This window comes from Bartonella rochalimae ATCC BAA-1498, assembly GCF_000706645.1.
Lineage (GTDB): Bacteria > Pseudomonadota > Alphaproteobacteria > Rhizobiales > Rhizobiaceae > Bartonella > Bartonella rochalimae.
Window position 1 is genome coordinate 985,551 of the sequence record NZ_KL407337.1, and the last position, 20,848, is coordinate 1,006,398.

The following is a 20,848-nucleotide window of genomic DNA, read 5'->3' on the forward strand; positions in this document are numbered from 1 at the left end:
AATCTTATTCTCATCCCTTCAATTTATATTTTTGTTTGTTTCAACATCCCAGTTGAGATGTTTGAAGAAGAATCATAATATTTGTAGGGTTTTAAATGCTTTTTAAGCGATGCTTTGTCCCGTTTTTGCCCAGTCCGCCGCAAATGTTTGTAAGCCCTGGTCGGTTAGAGGATGTTTAATCAGATTTTTTAGGATTGCTGGTGGAACAGTTGCAACATCTGCACCACTTAATGCTGCTTCTTTAACGTGATTGACAGAGCGGATAGAAGCAGCCAAAATTTGAGTGTTGAAATTATATTGGTCATAAAGAGTACGAATTTCATCGAGCAGTTCAATACCATTATATCCACAGTCATCGATTCTTCCGATAAAGGGTGAAATAAATGTTGCACCTGCTTTTGCAGCTAACAAAGCTTGATTGGCCGAAAAACAAAGGGTAAGGTTTGTTTTTAATCCTTGTTCAGTGAGGGCTTTACAAGCTTTTAATCCATCAAGTGTTAAGGGAAGTTTGATGCAAATATTGTTGGCAATCTTTGCTAAAACAGCCGCCTCTTTCATCATATTATCGAAGTCAGTTGCAACAACTTCAGCAGAGACTGGTCCGCTGACAAGAGCGCAAATCTCTTTGATGGTTTCCAGAATATTCCGTCCAGATTTGAGAATGAGAGAAGGGTTGGTTGTGACACCATCGACTAATCCTAAATTTTGTAATTCTTGGATATCTTCTCTGTGAGCACTATCCACAAAAAATTTCATTTCACATCTCCTTGGTTTTTAAAAGTTTGTTTTTAACACTTCCATTGGTTCTTTTTGTCTATGTTATGCGTTATTCTTTATAGAAAAAGCAAGGATTTGGTTGATGGATAGAGAAGTGGTACAAAACGTCTTGAGACGAAAGAAAATTGATGAAAAAAGTCTCTTATCTTATTGTTTCATTCTGGGATAGTTATTGGATTGGTTATATAAAGCACAGACCAGGGAAAAAATAGGGTAGTACAAGAATAGAAAAATGCGACAATAAAACCAAAGTACTATTGATGAAAAGGTGATGTCCATTGTGACAGAAATGAAAATTGTTTCGGTTGTGGTGCCGATCCCAGTTTTTCAAGCTTATAGCTATGGGGTAGAACCGCATATAGAGGTCAAAGTTGGTTCTTTTGTGCGTGTTCCTGTTGCAGGACGCGAGATTTGTGGTTTTGTGGTTGCTGTTGGTGAGTCGATCTTTGAAGAAGAACAAAAGGATCATTTAAAGAACATAACCGCTGTTTCTGTAACGCGTGATAAATTGCGCTTTGTGACGCACGTTTTTGATTGTCCGCCATTAAAAGCTGAGATGATCGCGTTTTTGCGTTTTGTTAGTCAGTATACCATGACGCCTTTCGGTCTTATCGCGGGGTTAGTTTTACGTGTACCGACAGCTTTAGATCCAGAAGAAAAGATGGTGGGACTGCGTTATTGTGGAGGGAACGTGGCACGATTAACACCAGCACGATCGCGCGTTTTAGACTTGGCGCGTGATGGAATGATTTGGAATCGTTCTGATCTTGCTCATGCGGCCAAAACTGCGCTTTCCGTGGTAGATCTTTTAAAATCACTTGGGGTTTTTGAAGAAGTTATGGTGCCAGCACAAGCAGTGGTTGCTCTCCCTGATCCTGATTTTTGTCCACCTGTTTTAGAAGGAGCACAGAAAGCGGCAGCGAATGTGTTGCGAGAAGGTGTTTTGTCTTCTCAATTTCAGGTTTTTTTGCTTGATGGAGTTACGGGATCTGGAAAAACAGAAGTCTATTTTGAAGCGGTAGCTCAAGCGCTAAGGGACAACAAACAGGTTTTGATTTTACTGCCAGAAATTGCTTTAACACAACAATTTTTAGACCGTTTTCGTGCGCGTTTTGGAGCTTCAGCAGCTGAATGGCATTCTGATTTAACCCCACGTCGTCGTGAACGTGTGTGGCGGCAAATTTTAGAAGGAAAGGTGCGGGTTGTTGCAGGAGCGCGTTCAGCGCTTTTTTTACCCTTTCTGGATCTTGGATTAATCGTTGTTGATGAAGAGCATGATGGTGCTTATAAACAAGAAGAGCGTATTTTTTATCATGCGCGGGATATGGCTGTGGCGCGCGGATCTTTTGAGCGTTGTCCTGTTATTTTATCATCAGCGACTCCTTCCATTGAAAGTCAAGTGAATGTTTTATGGAAGCGTTATCAGCGGGTGCATTTGCCTTCACGGTTTCAAGCAGCAGCACTGCCGGATTTGCAAGTCATTGATATGCGTAAAGGGGGTGTAGAAAAAGGACGCTTTATTTCTTCTGTTCTTGAACGAGCTTTAAGAAAAACTTTGGAAAAGGGTGAGCAGGCGCTTTTGTTTCTCAATCGGCGTGGATATGCGCCTTTAACACTTTGTCGAATGTGTGGGCATCGTTTCCATTGTACGGATTGTTCAAGTTGGTTGGTTGAGCATCGTTTGCGAGGACAGCTTAAATGTCATCATTGTGGTTATTATGAACCTCTTCCAGAAGCGTGTCCAGAATGTGGGACATTGGATCATTTAGTGGCTTGTGGGCCAGGGGTGGAAAGAATTGCCGAGGAAACACAGAGACTTTTTCCACAGGCACGGTTGCTTATTTTATCTACTGACTTAAAAGGAAGAATCAGTCAATTGCGGCGAGAATTAGAAGCAATTGCAAAGGGGGATGTGGATATTATTATTGGAACACAGTTAGTTGCTAAGGGGCATCATTTTCCCGGATTGTCTTTGGTTGGGGTGATTGATGCTGATTTAGGGCTTGCCAATGGTGATTTACGTGCAAGTGAACGTACCTTTCAACTTTTGTCTCAGGTTACAGGGCGTGCAGGGCGTATGGGATTAGAAAGTTTAGGATTGTTGCAAACATATCAACCAGATCATCCGGTTATAAAAGCTTTGCTTTCACAACAGCGTGAGGATTTTTATAAGCGTGAGATTGCAATACGCCAACATGATGTTTTGCCTCCTTATGGACGACTTGCAGCTTTGATTATTTCTTCGGAAAAACGCCAAGTGGCGGAAAATTATGCCCGTGCATTGCGCCAGGTTGCACCATCGATGAAAGGTGTATCGGTAATGGGGCCTGCAGAAGCACAGTTGGCACTTGTGCGGGGGCGTTATCGTTTTCGCCTATTATTTCATGGGCAGCGCTCTTTTGATTTACAAGGGTTTATTCGTGTTGTTCTATCTCGTGCACCAAAAAAGCCTAGTTCGGTTCGGGTTCAGATTGATATTGATCCGCAAAGTTTTCTCTGAAAAGTTTAGGGATATTTGTTTGTTAAAAGACTGTTTTAAAGGGGGAGTTGTTTTGAAAAAGATGGGATTTATCCTTTTTATTTTGAGTTGGTTTATTGGGACAGGAGCGCACGCATCGGTTTCTGATGTCATTAAAAATAATGAAAAAAAGGAAATGAAAAGTGCCGATGCGACTGTTTTTGTTTTTACTTATCGCTTAATAAGAGAAGTGGAAAAAGTTTTTCAGCCAATCATTGCTTCTCCACAAAAAACAATGCAGTCCCTTTGTGGTTTTCCAGTTGTAAATGCTCGCCAGTTGGTTTACGCCTACGCGGTTTTTTATGATGATATAATTTTGCAAGATATTATGGCCTTTAATAAATTATTGAATATTGATCATAAGGCTGTTGTCGGACCTTTGACAGCACAAATTTTGCAGCATTTAAAAAATCATCGCAAATTGATGGAAAAGGCACGTATATTGGATCTTTCAGGAGATGTTGTGAAAGCTCTTTTGATGGATGAAAGTTTTAAAATCGATATTTTATTATCCAAAGTTGGACAAGAAATTTCCTCTTCAGTGTTCGACACCTTTCATGAAGGAGATATGAGAAACTTAAATCAGGTCTCAGCCAAGATTAAAAATGGACTCAAAAAAAATTGTGTTCCTCATCCATCAACTGAAAAGCTATTTTAATTATTTTAACGAAAAATTTTCAAAAAGCACTACTTTGTGGTGTTGCGAGTCAATTATGTCTATGCTAGAGATTGGAAAATTTTTTGTTCTGAGTTTCAAGAAAAAAGATTTTTAGAATTTGAAATATGTGGTCCATTTTTTCTGATCAATATCAGAGAATCCCTTAAGGAAAAGAGGCGGTATTTCGTGTCAAATTCAGTTTCTCTTGTCCCATTGCCGCTCGTGAGCCAGCGTTATGCAAAAGCTTTTTTTGATTTGGTTCAAGAAGCAGGATGTGTCGAACATGTGGAAAAGGAAGTGGCGTCTTTATTGAACATTTTAGAGCAAAATGAGGATTTAAAATACTTTGTGCACAGTCCGTTTTTTTCAGAAAAAGAACAAAAGGAAGCGTTAAATGTCCTTTGTGAAACTATAGAATTTGCGCATGAAGAGGCAGGTCGTATTTTTCGCAATTTTTTAGGGGTTATCGCAGCTAATCGTAGGCTTTTTGCACTCTCTAGTATTTTACGTGCTTTTCAGCGTCATATTGTTCTTTTCCGGAGAGAGTTTTTTGCGCAAGTTGTTTCTGCATATCCATTAAATGCTGATCAGAAAGAAATGTTGCGCACGGCATTGGAGAATGTTGTGAAAGGAAAAATTGTATTACAATTTTCCAGTGATCCAACAATTCTTGGTGGGTTTATCATTCGTTTAGGGTCATGTCAGATTGATGCGTCCCTTATAACAAAATTATCTTCACTTAAGCTTGCATTGAAAAAAGAGGTCAGCTGATGGATATTAGACCGTCTGAAATTTCAAAAATCCTAAAAAAACAAATCAAAAGCTTTGACCAAAAAGCTGAAGTTTCAGAAGTTGGTTGGGTTTTATCTGTGGGTGATGGAATTGCTCGCGTTTATGGTTTGGATAATGTCCAGGCAGGAGAAATGGTTGCTTTTTCCAATGGTGTGCAGGGGATGGCGCTGAATTTGGAAACGGATAATGTTGGGATTGTGATTTTTGGATCAGATCGTGACATTCATGAGGGCGATACCGTTAAGCGGCTCGGGGCTATTGTGGATGTTCCTGTAGGGCCTGCTTTGCTTGGTCGTGTTGTCGATGCACTCGGTAATCCCATTGATGGAAAAGGTCCTATTAAAGCGAAGGAGCGTCGTCGTGTTGATGTTAAGGCTCCTGGTATTATCCCACGTCAGTCTGTGCATGAGCCAATGTCAACTGGATTAAAGGTTATTGATGCCTTAATTCCCATTGGACGTGGGCAGCGTGAATTGGTGATTGGTGATCGTCAAACAGGAAAAACAGCGATTTTGCTCGATACATTTTTAAATCAGAAGCATTTTCATGACAATGATACTGAGGAAGATCAAGACAGAGTATATTGTATTTATGTGGCAATCGGTCAAAAACGTTCAACGGTTGCACAGTTTGTTAAAGTTTTAGAAGAACGCGGAGCTCTTGACTATTCAATTATTGTTGCAGCGACAGCTTCTGATCCTGCTCCGATGCAATTTATTGCTCCTCTCGCTGGTTGTGCTATGGGAGAATATTTTCGTGATAATGGTCAACATGCGTTGATCGGTTATGATGATCTTTCTAAACAGGCTGTTGCTTATCGTCAAATGTCTCTTTTGTTACGCCGTCCTCCTGGTCGTGAAGCTTATCCAGGAGATGTTTTTTATCTGCATTCTCGTCTTTTGGAGCGAGCTGCAAAGCTTAATGCTGATTATGGTTCTGGATCTTTAACGGCACTGCCAGTAATTGAAACACAAGCCAATGATGTTTCTGCTTATATTCCAACCAACGTGATTTCGATCACTGATGGTCAGATTTTTCTGGAGACAAATTTATTCTATCAAGGGATTCGTCCTGCAGTGAATGTTGGTCTTTCTGTTTCACGTGTTGGTTCTGCTGCTCAAATTAAGGCAATGAAGCAGGTTGCTGGTTCTATCAAGGGTGAATTAGCGCAATATCGGGAAATGGCCGCTTTTGCGCAATTTGGTTCAGATTTAGATGCGTCAACGCAGCATCTTTTAAATCGTGGTGCATGTTTGACCGAGCTTTTAAAACAGTTACAATTTTCACCACTTAAAGTAGAAGAACAAGTTGTTGTTATTTTTGCTGGTGTGAATGGTTATCTTGATTCATTAGCTGTTTCTGATGTTGGGCGATTTGAACAAGGGCTTTTAACACTACTCCGCAATAATCATGTGGAGCTCTTAGAGGCGATTGCTGAACAGAAACAAATAACGGATGAAATTAAAAGGCAGATGGTTGTTGTTCTTGATTATTATGCAAAGAATTTTTCTTAATTGATTGGTGGAATGCTTGAATGGCATCGCTAAAGGATCTTAGAGACCGTATTGCCTCGGTTAAGGCAACGCAGAAAATTACCAAAGCTATGCAAATGGTTGCAGCAGCAAAGTTGCACCGTGCGCAAGAAGCGGCTGAATCTGCACGGCCTTATGCTCAGCATATGGCTGCTCTTTTAGCGCATGTGTCTGCTGATCTTGATCCAGTGGATTCCCCAGCTTTGATGCGTGGTACGGGTCGAGACGATAAGCATCTCTTGGTTGTATGTACGGCTGAGCGTGGTTTGTGTGGGGCTTTTAATACGCAAATTGTTCGTCGTGCGCGTGAACACATTAATAGCCTTCTTTCTCTCGGTAAGACAGTTAAAATTTTAACTGTTGGAAAAAAGGGAGCGGATATTTTACTTCGTGATTTTAAAGCTTTGATGATTGATCATATTGATTTGCGCTCTGTGAAACAGATCAGTTTTGCAGAGGCGGTTAAAGTAAGTCAACGTATTATTGACCTTTTCAATGAAGAGGTGTTTGATGTTTGTACACTTTTTTATTCTGAATTTGTGTCGGTTATTAACCAGTCTCCAAAGGCCGTCAATTTGATTCCAGTCGTTGCTCAAAAGGAATTTTCTGATGAGGGTGGTGGTGTTAAAAAAGAAAAAAAAGGTGGGAGTGTTCAAGCAGCTGTTTATGATTATGAACCGGATGCAGTTTCTCTGGTGGATGCGCTTGTCGCACGTAATCTCTCTGTACAAATCTTCCGTGCTTTGCTTGAAAATGTCGCGGGTGAAATGGGCGCAAAAATGAGCGCTATGGATAATGCATCACGGAATGCCGGTGAAATGATTAATAAATTGACGGTAACGTATAATCGTCAGCGTCAGGCGCAGATTACGACCGAATTGATTGAAATTATTGCGGGCGCTGAAGCGCTTTAAAGTGAGAAGGTAAAGATTAATGATGAAAGCAACAACGTCAAAAAAAAGAACAGCAAAGGGTGAAGAAAAAAAATCAGTTGCTCGTTTAGGCGTAAAAAAGACTTCCTCAGCAAAATCGGCAAAAAAGACCAAGGACTCTTCTAGTCTTGCGCATGTTGATTCTAAGACTGTTTATCACAAGGGATCTATTGGTGAAATTAGGCAAGTGATAGGCGCTGTTGTTGATGTGCATTTTGAAGGAGAATTACCTCATATTCTTAATGCGTTAGAAACAGAAAATTTGGGCAATAAGCTTGTTCTAGAAGTTGCTCAACATTTGGGTGAAAATACAGTTCGCACCATTGCGATGGATACAACAGAGGGCCTTGTTCGTGGTCAAAAGGTTTATGATACGGGAGCGCAAATTTGTGTGCCTGTTGGAGAGGCAACTCTTGGTCGTATTATGAATGTGATTGGGGAACCTGTTGATGACGCTGGACTTATTATGGCGACTAAAAAACGCTCAATTCACCAAGAAGCGCCTCAATATGTGGAACAATCAACCGAATCAGAAATTCTTGTTACTGGAATTAAAGTGATTGATTTGCTTGCTCCTTATTCGAAGGGGGGAAAGGTTGGTTTGTTTGGGGGAGCTGGTGTTGGTAAGACTGTTTTAATTATGGAACTCATCAACAATATCGCAAAAGCACACGGGGGTTATTCAGTGTTCGCCGGTGTAGGAGAGCGTACACGTGAAGGGAATGATCTCTATTATGAAATGATTGAGAGTCGTGTGAACGTTGACCCGAGAGAAAATGGGTCCACTGTGGGTTCAAAATGTGCTCTTGTTTATGGACAGATGAATGAGCCACCAGGGGCACGTGCACGTGTAGCACTTTCAGGCTTGACAATTGCAGAGAATTTTCGTGATGAAGGGCAAGATGTGCTTTTCTTTGTGGATAATATTTTCCGTTTTACACAAGCTGGCGCTGAAGTTTCAGCTCTGTTGGGACGTATTCCTTCTGCTGTGGGGTATCAACCAACCTTGGCAACGGATATGGGAGCTTTGCAAGAGCGTATTACAAGTACCAAAACGGGGTCTATCACGTCTGTTCAAGCTATCTACGTTCCCGCTGATGATTTAACTGATCCAGCGCCTGCTACGTCTTTTGCGCATTTAGATGCCACAACGGTTCTTTCCCGTTCAATTGCAGAGAAGGGGATTTATCCAGCAGTTGATCCACTCGATTCTTTTTCGCGAATGCTGGATCCATTGATCGTGGGTGAAGAGCATTATACTGTTGCTTGTCAGGTTCAGACTATTTTGCAGCGTTATAAATCTTTGCAAGATATTATCGCTATCCTTGGTATGGATGAATTGTCTGAAGAAGATAAATTGTTGGTTGCGCGGGCGCGTAAAATTGAGCGTTTCCTTTCGCAGCCTTTCCATGTAGCGGAAGCTTTTACTGGGGCTCCTGGAAAGTTGGTTTCTTTAGAAGAGACTATCGAAGGATTTAAAGGATTGTGTGCTGGTGATTATGATGGTTTACCAGAAGCAGCTTTTTACATGGTTGGTTCGATTGATGAAGCAATTGAAAAAGGAAAACGTTTGATTGAAGAAGCTTCTTCATAAAAGGTGCTCTGTGATGAATGTTTGTCCTAGAAAAACAAGGGGTTCCCGTGGAAAATAAAAGAACAGAATCTTTCTTGTTTGAGCTTGTATCACCTGAAAAACTTATCTTTTCAGAAAAAGTGATGTCTGTTGTTCTGCCTTCAGTATCGGGATATTTAACGATTATGGCTAATCATGCTCCTTTAGTGGTGAGTCTCGTTCCAGGTGTTATTAGGGTTATGTCTTCCTCAGAAGAAAAAATATTTGCTCTTTTAGGAGGGGTTGCAGATATTACATCTTCGGGGTGCTCTCTCTTAGCTGAAACCGCTGTTGCCGTTAATCATTTATCTCTTCAGGATCTTGAACAACGCATGGCAGAAGTTCGAGTCATGGTGGAAGAAAACGCGAGTGGTGGAACTCATCATAAAGTGGTAGAGGTTTTTCAGAAATTAATTTCTATGGATGGTGCTTCAGTACTGGCATAATGAAATGCGAGAATAGAAAGATGAGTAACGAGAGGAACAGTGGGGGATCTGCCGCAGAACTTGGGTCTTTCACTCATCCAGGTATTATTTTTGCAGGACCTTTGCCAAAATGCTTCACTTATATTTTTGCTTCTTTTATTTTACAATGGGCTTATGGCTTAGGGGCCAATATGGTTCAATCCAATATTATCGAGCTCACAGGAGATTTCAACACAACACTTATTGAAACGACATGGTTGGTCAGTGCTTATATGGCACCGCATGTCAGTATTGCAATCATGTTGATTAAGATTCGTTATCAATTCGGCTTAAGGAATTTTGCTGAATTATCGATTCTTGGATTTGTTGTGGTGTGTATTTTGCATTTGTTTGTTACGGATTTACGTTCAGCTTTGATTATTCGTTTTTTCGCTGGTATTGCTGCTGCACCAATGGCCTCGTTAGCCTTTCTCTATATGATGGAGGCTTTTGCACCGGAAAAAAAATACACTATCGGTATCAGTTTAAATTATATGAATGCGGCTTTAGCAGTTCCTTTAGCTCGTTTGATTTCACCAGGTCTTCTTGAAAATGGCGGATTTTCTAGTCTTTCAGCAATGGAGATGGGATTTGTTTTGATTGGTTTAGGATGTATTTTTTCTCTCCCACTTACACCAGTTGTTTGCAACAAGGTCATTAAGAAATTAGACTGGGTAAGTTATAGTTTGATTGCCCTTGGACTTGGTTTAAATGCTATCGTAATGTCTATTGGCAAATGGTATTGGTGGACTGAAACGCTATGGATTGGTTGTGGGCTTGCACTTGCCGTTTTCTCTTTGACGATTGCTATTATAATTGAACTGAATAGAGAAACTCCGTTGATTGATTTACGGTGGCTTTTTAGCAAAGAAATGATCCAAGTTGTTTTGGTTTTGTTGGTGTTTCGAATTCTTTTATTAGAGCAATCAACTTTAGCTGCGGATTTCTTTAATCTTTTTGGTTTGTTAAATCGTGATATGGCCCCTATGTATTTTGCGGTTACTTTTGGTACCCTTTTAGGAGGCGGTGTGTGTGTCTTTTTTTTACGAATGGGTCGGGAGGATTATTTTTATCTTTTATCTTTGAGCTGTTTAGCACTGGGCTCTTATTTAGATAGTCATGTGAGCCAGTTAACCCGTCCAGTGGATATGATTATAAGTCAGGGCTTGATTGGTTTTGGTTATGCTCTTTTTTTGCCTCCTGCTTTATGTAATGGTTTTGTTAAAGCGAGTGCCCGAGGACCCAATTATGTTTTAAGTTTTATTGCAATTTTTTTATTGGCACAAGTTACAGGAGGGCTTATGAGTGCAGCTCTTTTTAGTAGTTTGCAATTTTTTTTCGCACGTCATCATTTTGAATATTTAACACAAGAAATTACAACGACGGGCACACTTATTTTTGAGAAGATAAATCACTTATCTTCTCCTTACAGTGCTTTAGTTTCTCATAGCTTAAAGAGTGAAAAAACGATATCAAGTCTAACGGATCAGTTGCAATTGACAGCAAATGTTTTGGCTTATGATGATGTTTTTCGACTTTATTTTTATATGACAATGATTGTTTTAATTATTTTTCTCCTCAAAGTATTTTATAAATCATATTTTTATGAGAATTTTATGATGTTGTTAAAAAGTAAAGTGTGATCAGTAAGGATGTGTGAAAAGCAATGATCAAAATCTTGCGATCAAAATCAACCATTGTTGCCTTTCTGTCCGGTATAATGGGAATTGTATTGATTTTATGGGCTTGGCAATTGCCGCCATTTGTGAGTACCCTTCAAAAAACCGATAATGCTTTGATTAAGGGGAATATTACTCTGATAAGTCCGCAAGTTTCTGGTATCGTGAAACGGGTTTATGTTCAAGATTATCAAAAAGTTGAAAAGGGAATGGTTTTATTTGAACTGGATGATACCCTTTTCCGATATCAGCTTGCACAGGCGCAAGCAATTCTTGAGGCAAAAAAAGCAAAACTTGCGAGTGTTTTGTCACAGATTCAATTGTTGCAAAAGGAAATTGATAGGCTAATAACCGAGTTGTCTCATTCTAAGGGTTTAAGTTTTCAAGGAACTTTGCCATTATCTTCTGCTGCTTCACATTTAGTTGCGACATTTGAAACAAAGAGCCAGTTGCACAAGAAATTAGAATTTGAACGACAAGGTTTACAATCGGATATTGTGGAAGCAAAAGCGGGTGTTGAAGTCGCTGAGCTAAATTTAGCGCACACTAAAATTATTTCTCCTGCTGTAGGACATATTGGATCGGTTGGCATACAAGTAGGGCAATATGTAGAGTCTGGTATGCGGTTGGTGGCTGTTGTTTCTGATGACATTTGGATTATTGCCCATTATAAGGAAACACAGATTTCTAATATGCGTATTGGACAGCCTGTTGTTTTTTATGCTGATGCTTTAAAGAATCAAAAATTAACAGGCCGTGTGGTACGCTTTGCTCCTGCGACAGGATCAGAATTTTCATTATTAGGAACAGAGACTGCACATGGTAATTTTATCAAAATTGCGCAACGCATCTCTATTCGTATTGCCATAGATCAAGGGCAAGAGGGAATAGAAAAACTTATTCCTGGAATGTCGGTGATTACCTATGTTGATACAGCATCCCACCATTCTAAGGATTGAAATATTCTCTTTATTTTATCCTCAAGTGTATTTTCAGTTTAGAGGATTGCGTTGGGTTTATTTTTTTATTGTTATTTTGGTTTTAAAGAATGGTGCGAAATTCTTATCTTTGCAAGATAAGAGAACAGAGTGCCCATTTTGGATGAATGGTGAAAAAACTGTTCAATGAATCCTTAAAAAAGGAGCATTTAGTGCGTTGGTTAGTTTTTGCGCATTAAACAATAGCTGGTTAAAACGAGTCCAGCAGTTAATAAGAGAGTGGTTTTAGGATTGTCTTTTGCCTTCTTTTTGAGCTCTTCGGCATGGTTGTTTATGTGGTAAAGAGCGTGGTGTCCTTTTTGTTTCCATTTTTTCAGCATTTTGGAAATGCTATCGAAACGATTGTTTTGAAGGGACTGACGGTTGATGGTTGTGAGCTCCTCTTTTAATTGCGCAATGCGTTTTTTGATTTTATCATTTTTACTGCAAGGGCTTTGAAAGATATACATGGGTTTACTCCTTCTTATTTTTAATGTCTTATAGCAAATATATAAGATGGGAATTTTCTGTGGAATTTGATATAACGGATTGAACATTGAAAGGTTGCATTTTCTTTCTGAATCTCTGTTGAGCGTTGGTTTTTGATGTTTAAAAAGAGAGACTCTTGAAAGAATTTTCTCATGAATCCATTCTTTTGAATTGTGCTATGGTGCGTATTACCATAAGGCTAGATAAGTTCAAGTTTTGAAAGTTTTGAAGAGCTGATGAATATAGCACATTATTTATCTAAACCTTTAGAGCATCATCGGTCTGTTGCGGTTGCGGTTGGTGATATTATGATTGGGGGCGGGAATCCAATTGTTATTCAGTCTATGACCAATACGGATACGGCTGATATTGATGCGACGGTTGCTCAAGTTGCTGCTCTTTGGCGTGCAGGATCTCAATTGGTTCGAATAACTGTTGATCGGAATGAAGCAGCAGCGGCTGTTCCTAAAATACGAGAGCGGTTGGAACGGTTGGGTATTTTTGTACCATTGGTAGGGGATTTTCATTATATTGGCCATACGCTTTTGGCTGATTATCCTGCTTGTGCAGAAGCGCTTTCAAAATATCGCATTAATCCTGGCAATGTTGGTTTTGGTGCAAAAAAGGATAAGCAATTTCTTCAAATTATCCAGATGGCATGCCATTATCGTAAACCTATACGGATTGGGGTGAATTGGGGGTCACTGGATCATGTGTTATTAACACGGCTTATGGATGAAAATGCTCGGCAGGAAAAGCCTTTGTCTGTTACTGAAGTTATTCGGGAAGCTGTCGTTCAATCGGCACTTCATTCAGCTCTTTTAGCGGAAGAAGCTGGTTTAGGACGGGAATATATTATTCTCTCTGTTAAAATGAGTGATGTACAAGATCTCATTGCTGTTTATACTATGTTGGCACAACGGTGTAATTATGCTCTTCATCTCGGGTTGACAGAGGCGGGCATGGGGACAAAAGGAATTGTTGCTTCATCTGTGGCTTTGGGAATTTTATTGCAACAAGGAATTGGTGATACAATTCGTATTTCATTAACACCTGAGCCAGGCGGTGATCGAACGCGAGAAGTAAAGGTCTGTCAAGAACTTTTGCAAGTTATGGGATTTCGGCAGTTTGTTCCTGTGGTTGCTGCGTGTCCAGGATGTGGTCGGACAACGTCGACGGTTTTTCAACAGTTAGCACAAAAAATCGAAGCAGATTTATGCAAAAATATGCCAATTTGGCGGAATAAATACCCTGGTGTTGAAGGTTTAAAAGTTGCTGTTATGGGGTGTATTGTTAATGGACCAGGGGAATCAAAACATGCCGATATTGGAATCTCCTTACCTGGGGTGGGAGAAAATCCAGCGGCTCCTGTTTTTATTGATGGCAAAAAAGTAAAGACTTTGCGCGGTCCTCATATTGCCGAAGAATTTGAAGCGATTTTAAAAGAGTATATTCATACCCGTTTTGGGACATAATGGATAGAAGAGGAGTATATTGTTCCCTCTGCTTTGTTCTCAATTGCTGAGATATTTGAAGAAATTTTAGAAGAATATATTGATGTGTATTTTTGGTATGGGTGATACAAAACAATTATTTCGTTCTACTTGCTTTTATTTTATTGATGATCCCCAAAAAATGGGAAGTGTTAATTTTTACGTGTTGCAATAAAGTGTGCTGCTTGTTTCAATGGGATTGCTTTTGCTCCAAAAGGAAGAAGAAACTCTTCTGCTTTTGTGATAAGTTCATCTCGTTTTTTTTTAACTTCGTCAAGGCTATAAAGATTGATGAGTGTTGCTTTGTTGGCTATTTGATCTTTCCCTGCAGTTTTTCCAAGAATTTTTGTATGAGAAGTAAGGTCAAGAAGGTCATCGGTCAATTGAAAAGCTAAGCCAATATGTGTCCCAAAGGAGGCTAGTTTATGCGTTAATGTTTTGGAGGCTCGACCCATAATAGCACCTGCTTGACAAGCAAAACGGATAAGAGCAGCTGTTTTCATTTGTTGTAAAGTGATCGTTGCACTTTCATTTTGTGGTTTTTTTTCAGCTTCTAAATCGAGCATTTGTCCACCGATCATACCGCCGAGACCTGCAGCCTGTGTAAGAGCTGTAATCAGTTCAATTCTCGTTTTTGAAGAAAAGGAACAGGCTTTATGGGCAATGATTTCAAAGGCAAAAGTGAGAAGCGCATTCCCTGCTAAAATTGCAGTGCCTTCATCAAAAGCTATGTGAACAGTTGGTTGTCCACGTCGGAGTGTGTCGTTATCTAAAGCAGGAAGATCATCATGAATGAGTGAATAACAGTGAATACATTCCAATGCGACACCAATATCAAGAGAGTCTTCAGGAGAGATATCAAAAAGAGCAGCACTTTGAATTACCAAGAAAGGACGTAAGCGTTTGCCGCCGTTCAAAACACCATGGCGCATGGCATTGATGAGAATTTCAGGCCGGGTAATTTCATCATTTTGGGCTTTATGACTAAGAAGTATATCAAGTCGCTTTTCAACATTCTGCGCATGTTTTGCAAGAAGAGTCGTGAATTCATGCATCATTTCTTCCTTTCTTCTTTGCAAAATGATAAGGTTCTTTTTATGATAAAAAAATAAAGAATAAAACGGTTATTTTCACACTCTTAAATTTTGTAAAAAAATAAAAAGAAAGAAAAAGATGGCGATGGGGCGAATGCGTTATTTGATCAGTTTTCTTGTGTTTTTATTTTTATGTCCAATTATTTTGTTGTTCATTTATCGTTTGGATTGTGTTCACCCTATTTCTACTTTAATGATTCGTGATTGGGTGAGTGATAAAAAATACAAGCGTGAATGGGTTGCACTGTCTGATATTGCATTTTCAGTTCCATCTGGAGTTATTATGTCCGAAGATGGGCGATTTTGTCATCATTCTGGCGTTGATTGGGCTATGTTGATCGATATCTTAAAAACAGATTCAAAACCTTTGAGAGGAGGATCAACAATCAATATGCAAGTGATTAAAAATCTTTTCTTATGGTCTAATAGATCTTATATCCGCAAGATTATAGAAATTCCTTATTCTGTTATGGCTGATGTTATTTTATCAAAAAAACGAATTATAGAAATTTATTTGAATGTTGCAGAATGGGGGCCAGGAATTTATGGAATAGAAGCTGCCGCTTTTTATTATTTTCAAAAGTCTGCACGAAATTTAACTGTGCAACAGGCTGCTGCTCTTGTGGCAAGCTTACCTAATCCTTATTGGCGCAATCCATATCAACCAATCGATAATTTTATAGCTTTAACTCATCTTATTGAAAAACGAATTCGTTTTTCACGTGCTTATACACACTGTCTTCATTAAAGAAGAGTGAGAATTGTTAGAAAAGAAAAATAAAAAAATTATATAAAAGTCTGGTCAAAAGATTATAATCAATGTATAAAGAAATGGAATTTTATTTTATTGTTGACAGAAGTTGTCATTTTGAGCATTAGCGCTTCTGTGTTGATGAGTGTGGAGTGTCCTGTTATGGCTGTACCTAAACGAAAAACTTCTCCGTCTAAACGCGGTATGCGCCGTTCGGCTGATGCCCTTAAAGCACCAACTTATATCGAGGATAAAAGTTCTGGCGAGTTGCGTCGTCCTCATCATATTGATTTGAAAACAGGTATGTATCGTGGGCGTTCGGTTTTGCCTGCTAAAGAATAAGCTTTCTCTCAGTTACCACATAAGTTTATTGTTCCTGTTGTCTCCTGAGTTTAGTCAACAAAGGGCTTTTCCGCATTCCTTGCAGTTAACTGCTTGTTCTTTTGATAAGGGAAGTTTTTTGTTTTTGTAGCGATTATATATAATAAAAGTTCTGGCGAGTTGCGCCGTCCTCATCATATTGATTTGAAAACAGAAGATTGTAGGCGTTCGGTTTTGTTTACTCAAGATCAATTGTCTATCAGATGTCAATAATCAAGTTGATCGCAAATTCTGTAATCCGGATTAAATGAACCGGAAGCTTTTTCATAGTTTATACAGTTCATTGTTTTTATCATAAAAGCTTTTATTGTGTTTACAATCTACTTTATAAAGCTATAGTCTCTCAGAAAAAGAGAGACTATAGTGTGTATGCGACTGCGACGTTGATATATTAAAAGAAATCCTTCTGCTTGCAATTGCAAAGGATGAAAGCTTAAGAAGCAGATCAAGGAATAATTAAAAATTGACTTTTTACCAATTTATCTTGTTATAAGGCAAAATTTTTCAGGAGATTACGCAGCGTAAACAGCATTATTTCCTTCATCAATCTCATTTTTAAAATCGCATTTCGACTTTTTATCGAGGTGTTTTTCTATTAAGTTTATTGCTTCTGTTTCGGTGAGATTATTGATAATAGCAATTTCACGGGCCATACGATCGAGAGCAATAGCGTAGAGTTGACGTTCTGAATAAGATTGCTCAGGTTGTAGAGCTGAACGAAATAGATCGCGAACAACTTCAGCAATAGAAATAATATTTCCTGAATTAATTTTAGTATCATATTCTTGAGCACGTCGTGACCACATAGTGCGTTTAATGCGTGCTTTTCCTTGAAGAATTTTAAAAGCACGATTCACAGAATCAACTGTAGATAATTTGCGCATTCCAGTAGAAAGAGCTTTTGCAACGGGCACTTTTACATCCATTTTATCTTTAGCAAAGTGGATTACAAAAAGTTTTAATTTATGTCCTGCAACTTCTTGTTCTTCAATCGCCATAATTTGACCTACTCCATGGGTAGGGTAAACGATATACTCAGAAGTTGAAAAATCTTCAGCACTGAAAGAGGTATTTCGCGGGGGTGCCATATTTTAGTTTACTCCCTTTATGGCCAATAATAATATTGGCAAACGGATTAAATGCTTTAAAGCTAAATATCTTTAGAGTTGAGCGTTGAAGCTAAGTACTTTAAGGCCAAAAAAATGCTTAGCAAAATAGTTATGTTAAGACTTTGTTAACATAAAAATTCAAAAGAATCAATCATTTCTCTTAAGAATTTTGTATACCCATACAATGGTTTAAACTTTTGGAAAGATCTTTTGTTGAGAAGATGAGGTATTATTCGCCATTTCCTGGATTTTCTGAAAAACATTTTTCTAGTTTATTGGGAATACCATCCATTTCTTTTGCTTGGGGAAGTGGATCTTTTTTTGTCATTAAATTAGGCCATTTCTTTGCATAACGGAGATTGAGTTCTAGCCATTTTTCGAGTCCTGGTTCAGTATCTGGTTTAATCGCTTCAGCTGGGCATTCTGGCTCGCAGACACCACAATCGATGCATTCATCAGGGTGAATAACAAGCATGTTTTCACCTTCATAAAAACAGTCAACAGGACAAACTTCAACGCAATCAGTATATTTGCACTGAATACAATTGTCAGTTACAACGTAGGTCAAGATCAAACTCCATTTTCTGTCTTAGTGATCTTTAAAAAGGGTTTATAAGCGTGCGTCTTTATCACGTTTAAGTTGATCACGCAGCACAGCCAATTTTGCAAAAGGTGAATTGGAATCATGATTTTGTGTTCGCGATGATTTATTGTGTAAGGAAGCCGTTTTCTTTTTATTATATTTATAAGAATGTTGAGTTTTTAAAGGTTTTTCTTGAGAAATTTTATAGAGTGTATTGCTTCCTGGGGTGGAAGTTTTTTGGCTCTTCTCTTGCCATTTTTGTTGAGAGCTATTACGCTTCCGATTATGTTGTGTTTGTTGAAAATGATAATGCCATAATAAAATAGTTTTATTTTCTGCTTTATTTTGTATGTGTTTGGCAAAATCACCAACGGGTTCAGCTTTTGGTAGACAATCTGTAGCACAAGAGTGCTGTTCAAGAGAAGAAACCGTTTTTATTTCGGCTTGGGGTGTGTTGGAGTGTTGTATTGTTTTCCAAAGATCACCTACACATTCTGCTTCAGGAAACAGTGTCCTTGTTTTTGAGCCATTATGCGCCAAATCTTGGTGGGCGAGATTTTGTGTAAGCACAGAATTATCGTAACGATTCGATCGATAACCAAGTCCTTTAAGAATTTCCTCCATATCAGTCTCATTGGCTCCAAGAGTAGACATCATCGCTGGAGTCACAAAAAAACTTTTACCATCATAGGCGCCGTCTGGTTTTGGCTCTAATCCTGGTTTCCAATGGAGTGCAGGGCGAATAAGATTGGCAAGACGTTCTAGAATATCAATACGTACGGCACGTTTGCCTAGAACTTGATAACCCGCTAAACGATAAAATGTGGGGTTATATGTTGGGTCCGCAACAAATGAAGTTCGTCCGTTGTTCAAAGCAGCTAATATTTCATTTAATCCTGTTTGATCACTGTCTTTATTTTGGAGACACCAAAGCAGTGTGAGTGCTTGGATCGGTGCTGGTTTGAGCATTCCCATAACATAGATATTAAAAGCACCGAAGCGAATGCCGAGCTGTCGAAGATTTCCCCGTGCTTCTTGGTCAAGATTTTTAACCATTTTGGCAACACTACGACGGGGTAAAATGCCTAAAGAATTGAAAAGTTGTGAAGCAAGTTTAGCTGTTGAATCTGTCAAATGATCAGCATTGCGTAAATCTAAGAGCGGTTTTAAAATTGTTTCAAAATGAAAGATTACAAAACGCTCTAATCGCGCTATTACTTGATCACGAGGTTCGCCTGTTAGTTGTGCATCTGCTAAGAGAAGAACTTTGGGCTTTAAAATATCTGTTGTTGCAATGAGTTGTCCGACAGGTTGACCAATCCAGCGAATAATCCCATCGGAACTGAGTGTAAAATCCCCATTAGCGGCAGCACAAAAACGTGTTGCACGTTTCGTAAAGGCAGCAATTAAACTTTCGTTATTGATATTGTTTTGTTCATCAGTTTCTTTATCTGTATCTGTGTTGCCTTTATTGATATAAAAACGAAACCCCTCAAATCTACCACTTCCACTTTTTTCAATAAGAACATCATCCTTTTGAATAATTTCGCTCTCCATGATCATTTTCTTTCTCAAAGTTTTATGGGGTAAAAGGTTATTCTTAATAAGACCATTTTGCATTCTCTTTAGCATTTTAGCATGTTTATTATGCTTGCTTCAATGTGTTCTTATTGTCTTTTTGTAGGTATTTTAATTTTCGATATTGTCTTATCAAGACAACTATACAACTTTTAATTGTAAATATAGGCAATAATGTTAAAATTTCTCTCTTATTTCACAATTAAAGTGAGTGATAAAAGACACTAATTTCTCTTTTATTTATCCTTTTTAATTTTTTTTCTTCATTTAGTTATGTGGTGAAAGCAAGCATTTGCAGGCATTTGCTGTGTAAAAACCTATGCGTGAAGAAATAAGTTGTGTCGTCAAAATAAAAAAACAATTGCGATTGTAAAAATACACGTTAAAGTAGTATTCGTAATAATAAACAACTTTAAAGTTTATTAGAGCAAATAATGATGTTGTTGTCAAAACAACTTAGAAAATAATTTTAATCGCAAGGGATTATTATGAGTAGTCATTCACATGTTGTGTATAAAAGCAGTAAAAATTATAATAATACTGACACAAGTTTGGGTCGCAATATGATGCGTTCTGCGAAGCAGGCGCCCTATCTTGAACGAAAAAAGGAGCATGATTTAGCACTGCGATGGAAAAATAAACGTGATGATAATGCTATGCACCAAATTGCAGCGGCTCATATGCGTTTAGTTATTTCAATTGCTAGCCGTTTTAAACGTTTTAAAATGCCCTTAGGTGATTTAGTTCAAGAAGGATATGTGGGACTCTTAGAAGCAGCTGCGCGTTTTGATCCTGATCGTGGAGTACGTTTTTCCACCTATGCGACATGGTGGATAAGGGCTTCTATTCAAGATTATATTTTACGGAACTGGTCAATTGTTCGGGGAGGAACGAGTTCTTCGCAAAAAGCACTCTTCTTTAATCTTCGACGTTTGCGTGCTAAATTAGCGCAAGATGATAATACTTTGACCAAACAAGAAATTTTTCGTGCGATTTCTGAAAAGCTTGGGGTTTCAGTGAATGATGTTGAAAAAATGGATTTCCGTTTTTCTGGGACGGATAATTCATTAAGTCTTTCTATTTCTGAGAACGGTGAAACTCCAATTGCTAAAATGGATTCTTTAATAGATGATCATCCTCTCCCTGATTCTGTGATTGAGCAAGCAATTGATGGGCAACGGCGGGCGCAATGGCTTCATGAGGCTTTACAAATTCTCAATGAACGAGAACTCGAAATTATTCGTTTTCGCCGCTTAAATGAAGAGGGCACAACCTTAGAAGTGCTTGGTGAAAAATTGGGGATTTCAAAAGAACGTGTACGCCAAATTGAAGTGCGGGCTTTGCAAAAACTTCGGTGTGCTTTGTTAACAGTGAATTCTGCAGAAGTTTATCAAGTATAGGATAAGTATTCGGTGCTTCTTTGAAAAAA

At 38.7% G+C, this 20,848-nt stretch carries 19 protein-coding genes; 13 read left to right on the forward strand and 6 right to left on the reverse strand.

The annotated features are described in order from the left end of the window. Window positions 1–102: 102 nt before the first annotated feature. Window positions 103–756 (reverse strand): fructose-6-phosphate aldolase, encoded by a 654-nt coding sequence (gene fsa / locus O99_RS04180; RefSeq protein ID WP_035006510.1) that lies wholly within the window; start codon window positions 754–756, stop codon window positions 103–105. Window positions 757–1,048: 292 nt separating this feature from the next. On the opposite strand from fsa, the gene O99_RS04185 reads away from it, so the two are divergent. From O99_RS04185 to O99_RS04225, 9 genes are all read left to right on the forward strand, one after another. Next, a complete protein-coding gene (locus O99_RS04185; RefSeq protein WP_035006511.1) occupies window positions 1,049–3,277 on the forward strand; it encodes a primosomal protein N' in 2,229 nt (742 codons plus the stop codon). 61 nt (window positions 3,278–3,338) lie between these two features. Continuing rightward, entirely contained in the window at window positions 3,339–3,953 is a 615-nt protein-coding gene (locus O99_RS04190; RefSeq protein WP_235692221.1) for a hypothetical protein, read from the forward strand. 186 nt (window positions 3,954–4,139) lie between these two features. Next, window positions 4,140–4,724: an ATP synthase F1 subunit delta gene (gene atpH, locus O99_RS04195; RefSeq protein ID WP_035006513.1), complete on the forward strand. Its 585-nt coding sequence runs from the start codon at window positions 4,140–4,142 to the stop codon at window positions 4,722–4,724. After that, complete coding sequence (gene atpA, locus O99_RS04200; protein ID WP_035006514.1) at window positions 4,724–6,259, forward strand: F0F1 ATP synthase subunit alpha; 1,536 nt, start codon at window positions 4,724–4,726, stop codon at window positions 6,257–6,259. The genes atpH and atpA overlap by 1 nt, the downstream gene beginning before the upstream one ends. 20 nt (window positions 6,260–6,279) lie before the next feature. Beyond that, a complete protein-coding gene (locus O99_RS04205; RefSeq protein ID WP_035006515.1) occupies window positions 6,280–7,191 on the forward strand; it encodes a F0F1 ATP synthase subunit gamma in 912 nt (303 codons plus the stop codon). A gap of 19 nt (window positions 7,192–7,210) precedes the next feature. After that, window positions 7,211–8,803, forward strand: coding sequence for a F0F1 ATP synthase subunit beta (gene atpD / locus O99_RS04210; RefSeq protein WP_035006516.1), 1,593 nt, complete (start codon window positions 7,211–7,213; stop codon window positions 8,801–8,803). 17 nt (window positions 8,804–8,820) lie between these two features. After that, a complete protein-coding gene (gene atpC, locus O99_RS04215) occupies window positions 8,821–9,267 on the forward strand; it encodes an ATP synthase F1 subunit epsilon (RefSeq protein ID WP_051668858.1) in 447 nt (148 codons plus the stop codon). 20 nt (window positions 9,268–9,287) lie between these two features. After that, entirely contained in the window at window positions 9,288–10,928 is a 1,641-nt protein-coding gene (locus O99_RS04220; protein ID WP_035006517.1) for an MFS transporter, read from the forward strand. A 23-nt stretch (window positions 10,929–10,951) separates the two neighbouring features. After that, window positions 10,952–11,923 (forward strand): HlyD family secretion protein, encoded by a 972-nt coding sequence (locus tag O99_RS04225; RefSeq protein ID WP_035006518.1) that lies wholly within the window; start codon window positions 10,952–10,954, stop codon window positions 11,921–11,923. A gap of 200 nt (window positions 11,924–12,123) precedes the next feature. On the opposite strand, the gene O99_RS04230 is transcribed toward O99_RS04225, so the two are convergent. After that, on the reverse strand, window positions 12,124–12,411 hold the full coding sequence (locus tag O99_RS04230) for a hypothetical protein (RefSeq protein ID WP_035006520.1): 288 nt from the start codon (window positions 12,409–12,411) through the stop codon (window positions 12,124–12,126). Window positions 12,412–12,666: 255 nt separating this feature from the next. Here O99_RS04230 and ispG point away from each other — a divergent pair, with 255 nt between their 5' ends. Continuing rightward, entirely contained in the window at window positions 12,667–13,905 is a 1,239-nt protein-coding gene (gene ispG, locus O99_RS04235; protein WP_035006521.1) for a flavodoxin-dependent (E)-4-hydroxy-3-methylbut-2-enyl-diphosphate synthase, read from the forward strand. 170 nt (window positions 13,906–14,075) lie between these two features. On the opposite strand, the gene O99_RS04240 is transcribed toward ispG, so the two are convergent. After that, window positions 14,076–14,978 carry a polyprenyl synthetase family protein gene (locus O99_RS04240; protein ID WP_035006523.1) on the reverse strand — a complete coding sequence of 301 codons (903 nt, stop codon included), beginning with the start codon at window positions 14,976–14,978 and terminating at the stop codon, window positions 14,076–14,078. 118 nt (window positions 14,979–15,096) lie between these two features. Here O99_RS04240 and mtgA point away from each other — a divergent pair, with 118 nt between their 5' ends. Further along, window positions 15,097–15,765, forward strand: a complete 669-nt coding sequence (gene mtgA / locus O99_RS04245; RefSeq protein WP_035006525.1) for a monofunctional biosynthetic peptidoglycan transglycosylase — start codon at window positions 15,097–15,099, stop codon at window positions 15,763–15,765. Window positions 15,766–15,930: 165 nt separating this feature from the next. Next, window positions 15,931–16,110 (forward strand): 50S ribosomal protein L32, encoded by a 180-nt coding sequence (rpmF, locus tag O99_RS04250; RefSeq protein ID WP_035006774.1) that lies wholly within the window; start codon window positions 15,931–15,933, stop codon window positions 16,108–16,110. 551 nt (window positions 16,111–16,661) lie between these two features. Here rpmF and O99_RS04255 read toward each other — a convergent pair. The 3 genes from O99_RS04255 to O99_RS04265 form a co-directional block, all read right to left on the reverse strand. After that, window positions 16,662–17,237 carry a CarD family transcriptional regulator gene (locus O99_RS04255; protein WP_035006527.1) on the reverse strand — a complete coding sequence of 192 codons (576 nt, stop codon included), beginning with the start codon at window positions 17,235–17,237 and terminating at the stop codon, window positions 16,662–16,664. A 250-nt stretch (window positions 17,238–17,487) separates the two neighbouring features. Beyond that, entirely contained in the window at window positions 17,488–17,826 is a 339-nt protein-coding gene (fdxA, locus tag O99_RS04260) for a ferredoxin FdxA (protein ID WP_035006529.1), read from the reverse strand. Between the two features lie 42 nt (window positions 17,827–17,868). After that, a complete protein-coding gene (locus O99_RS04265; RefSeq protein WP_035006776.1) occupies window positions 17,869–19,404 on the reverse strand; it encodes a hypothetical protein in 1,536 nt (511 codons plus the stop codon). 503 nt (window positions 19,405–19,907) lie between these two features. Between O99_RS04265 and O99_RS04270 the strand changes: the two genes are divergently transcribed. Then, window positions 19,908–20,819 (forward strand): RNA polymerase factor sigma-32, encoded by a 912-nt coding sequence (locus O99_RS04270; protein ID WP_035006531.1) that lies wholly within the window; start codon window positions 19,908–19,910, stop codon window positions 20,817–20,819. The last annotated feature ends 29 nt before the right edge of the window (window positions 20,820–20,848 follow it).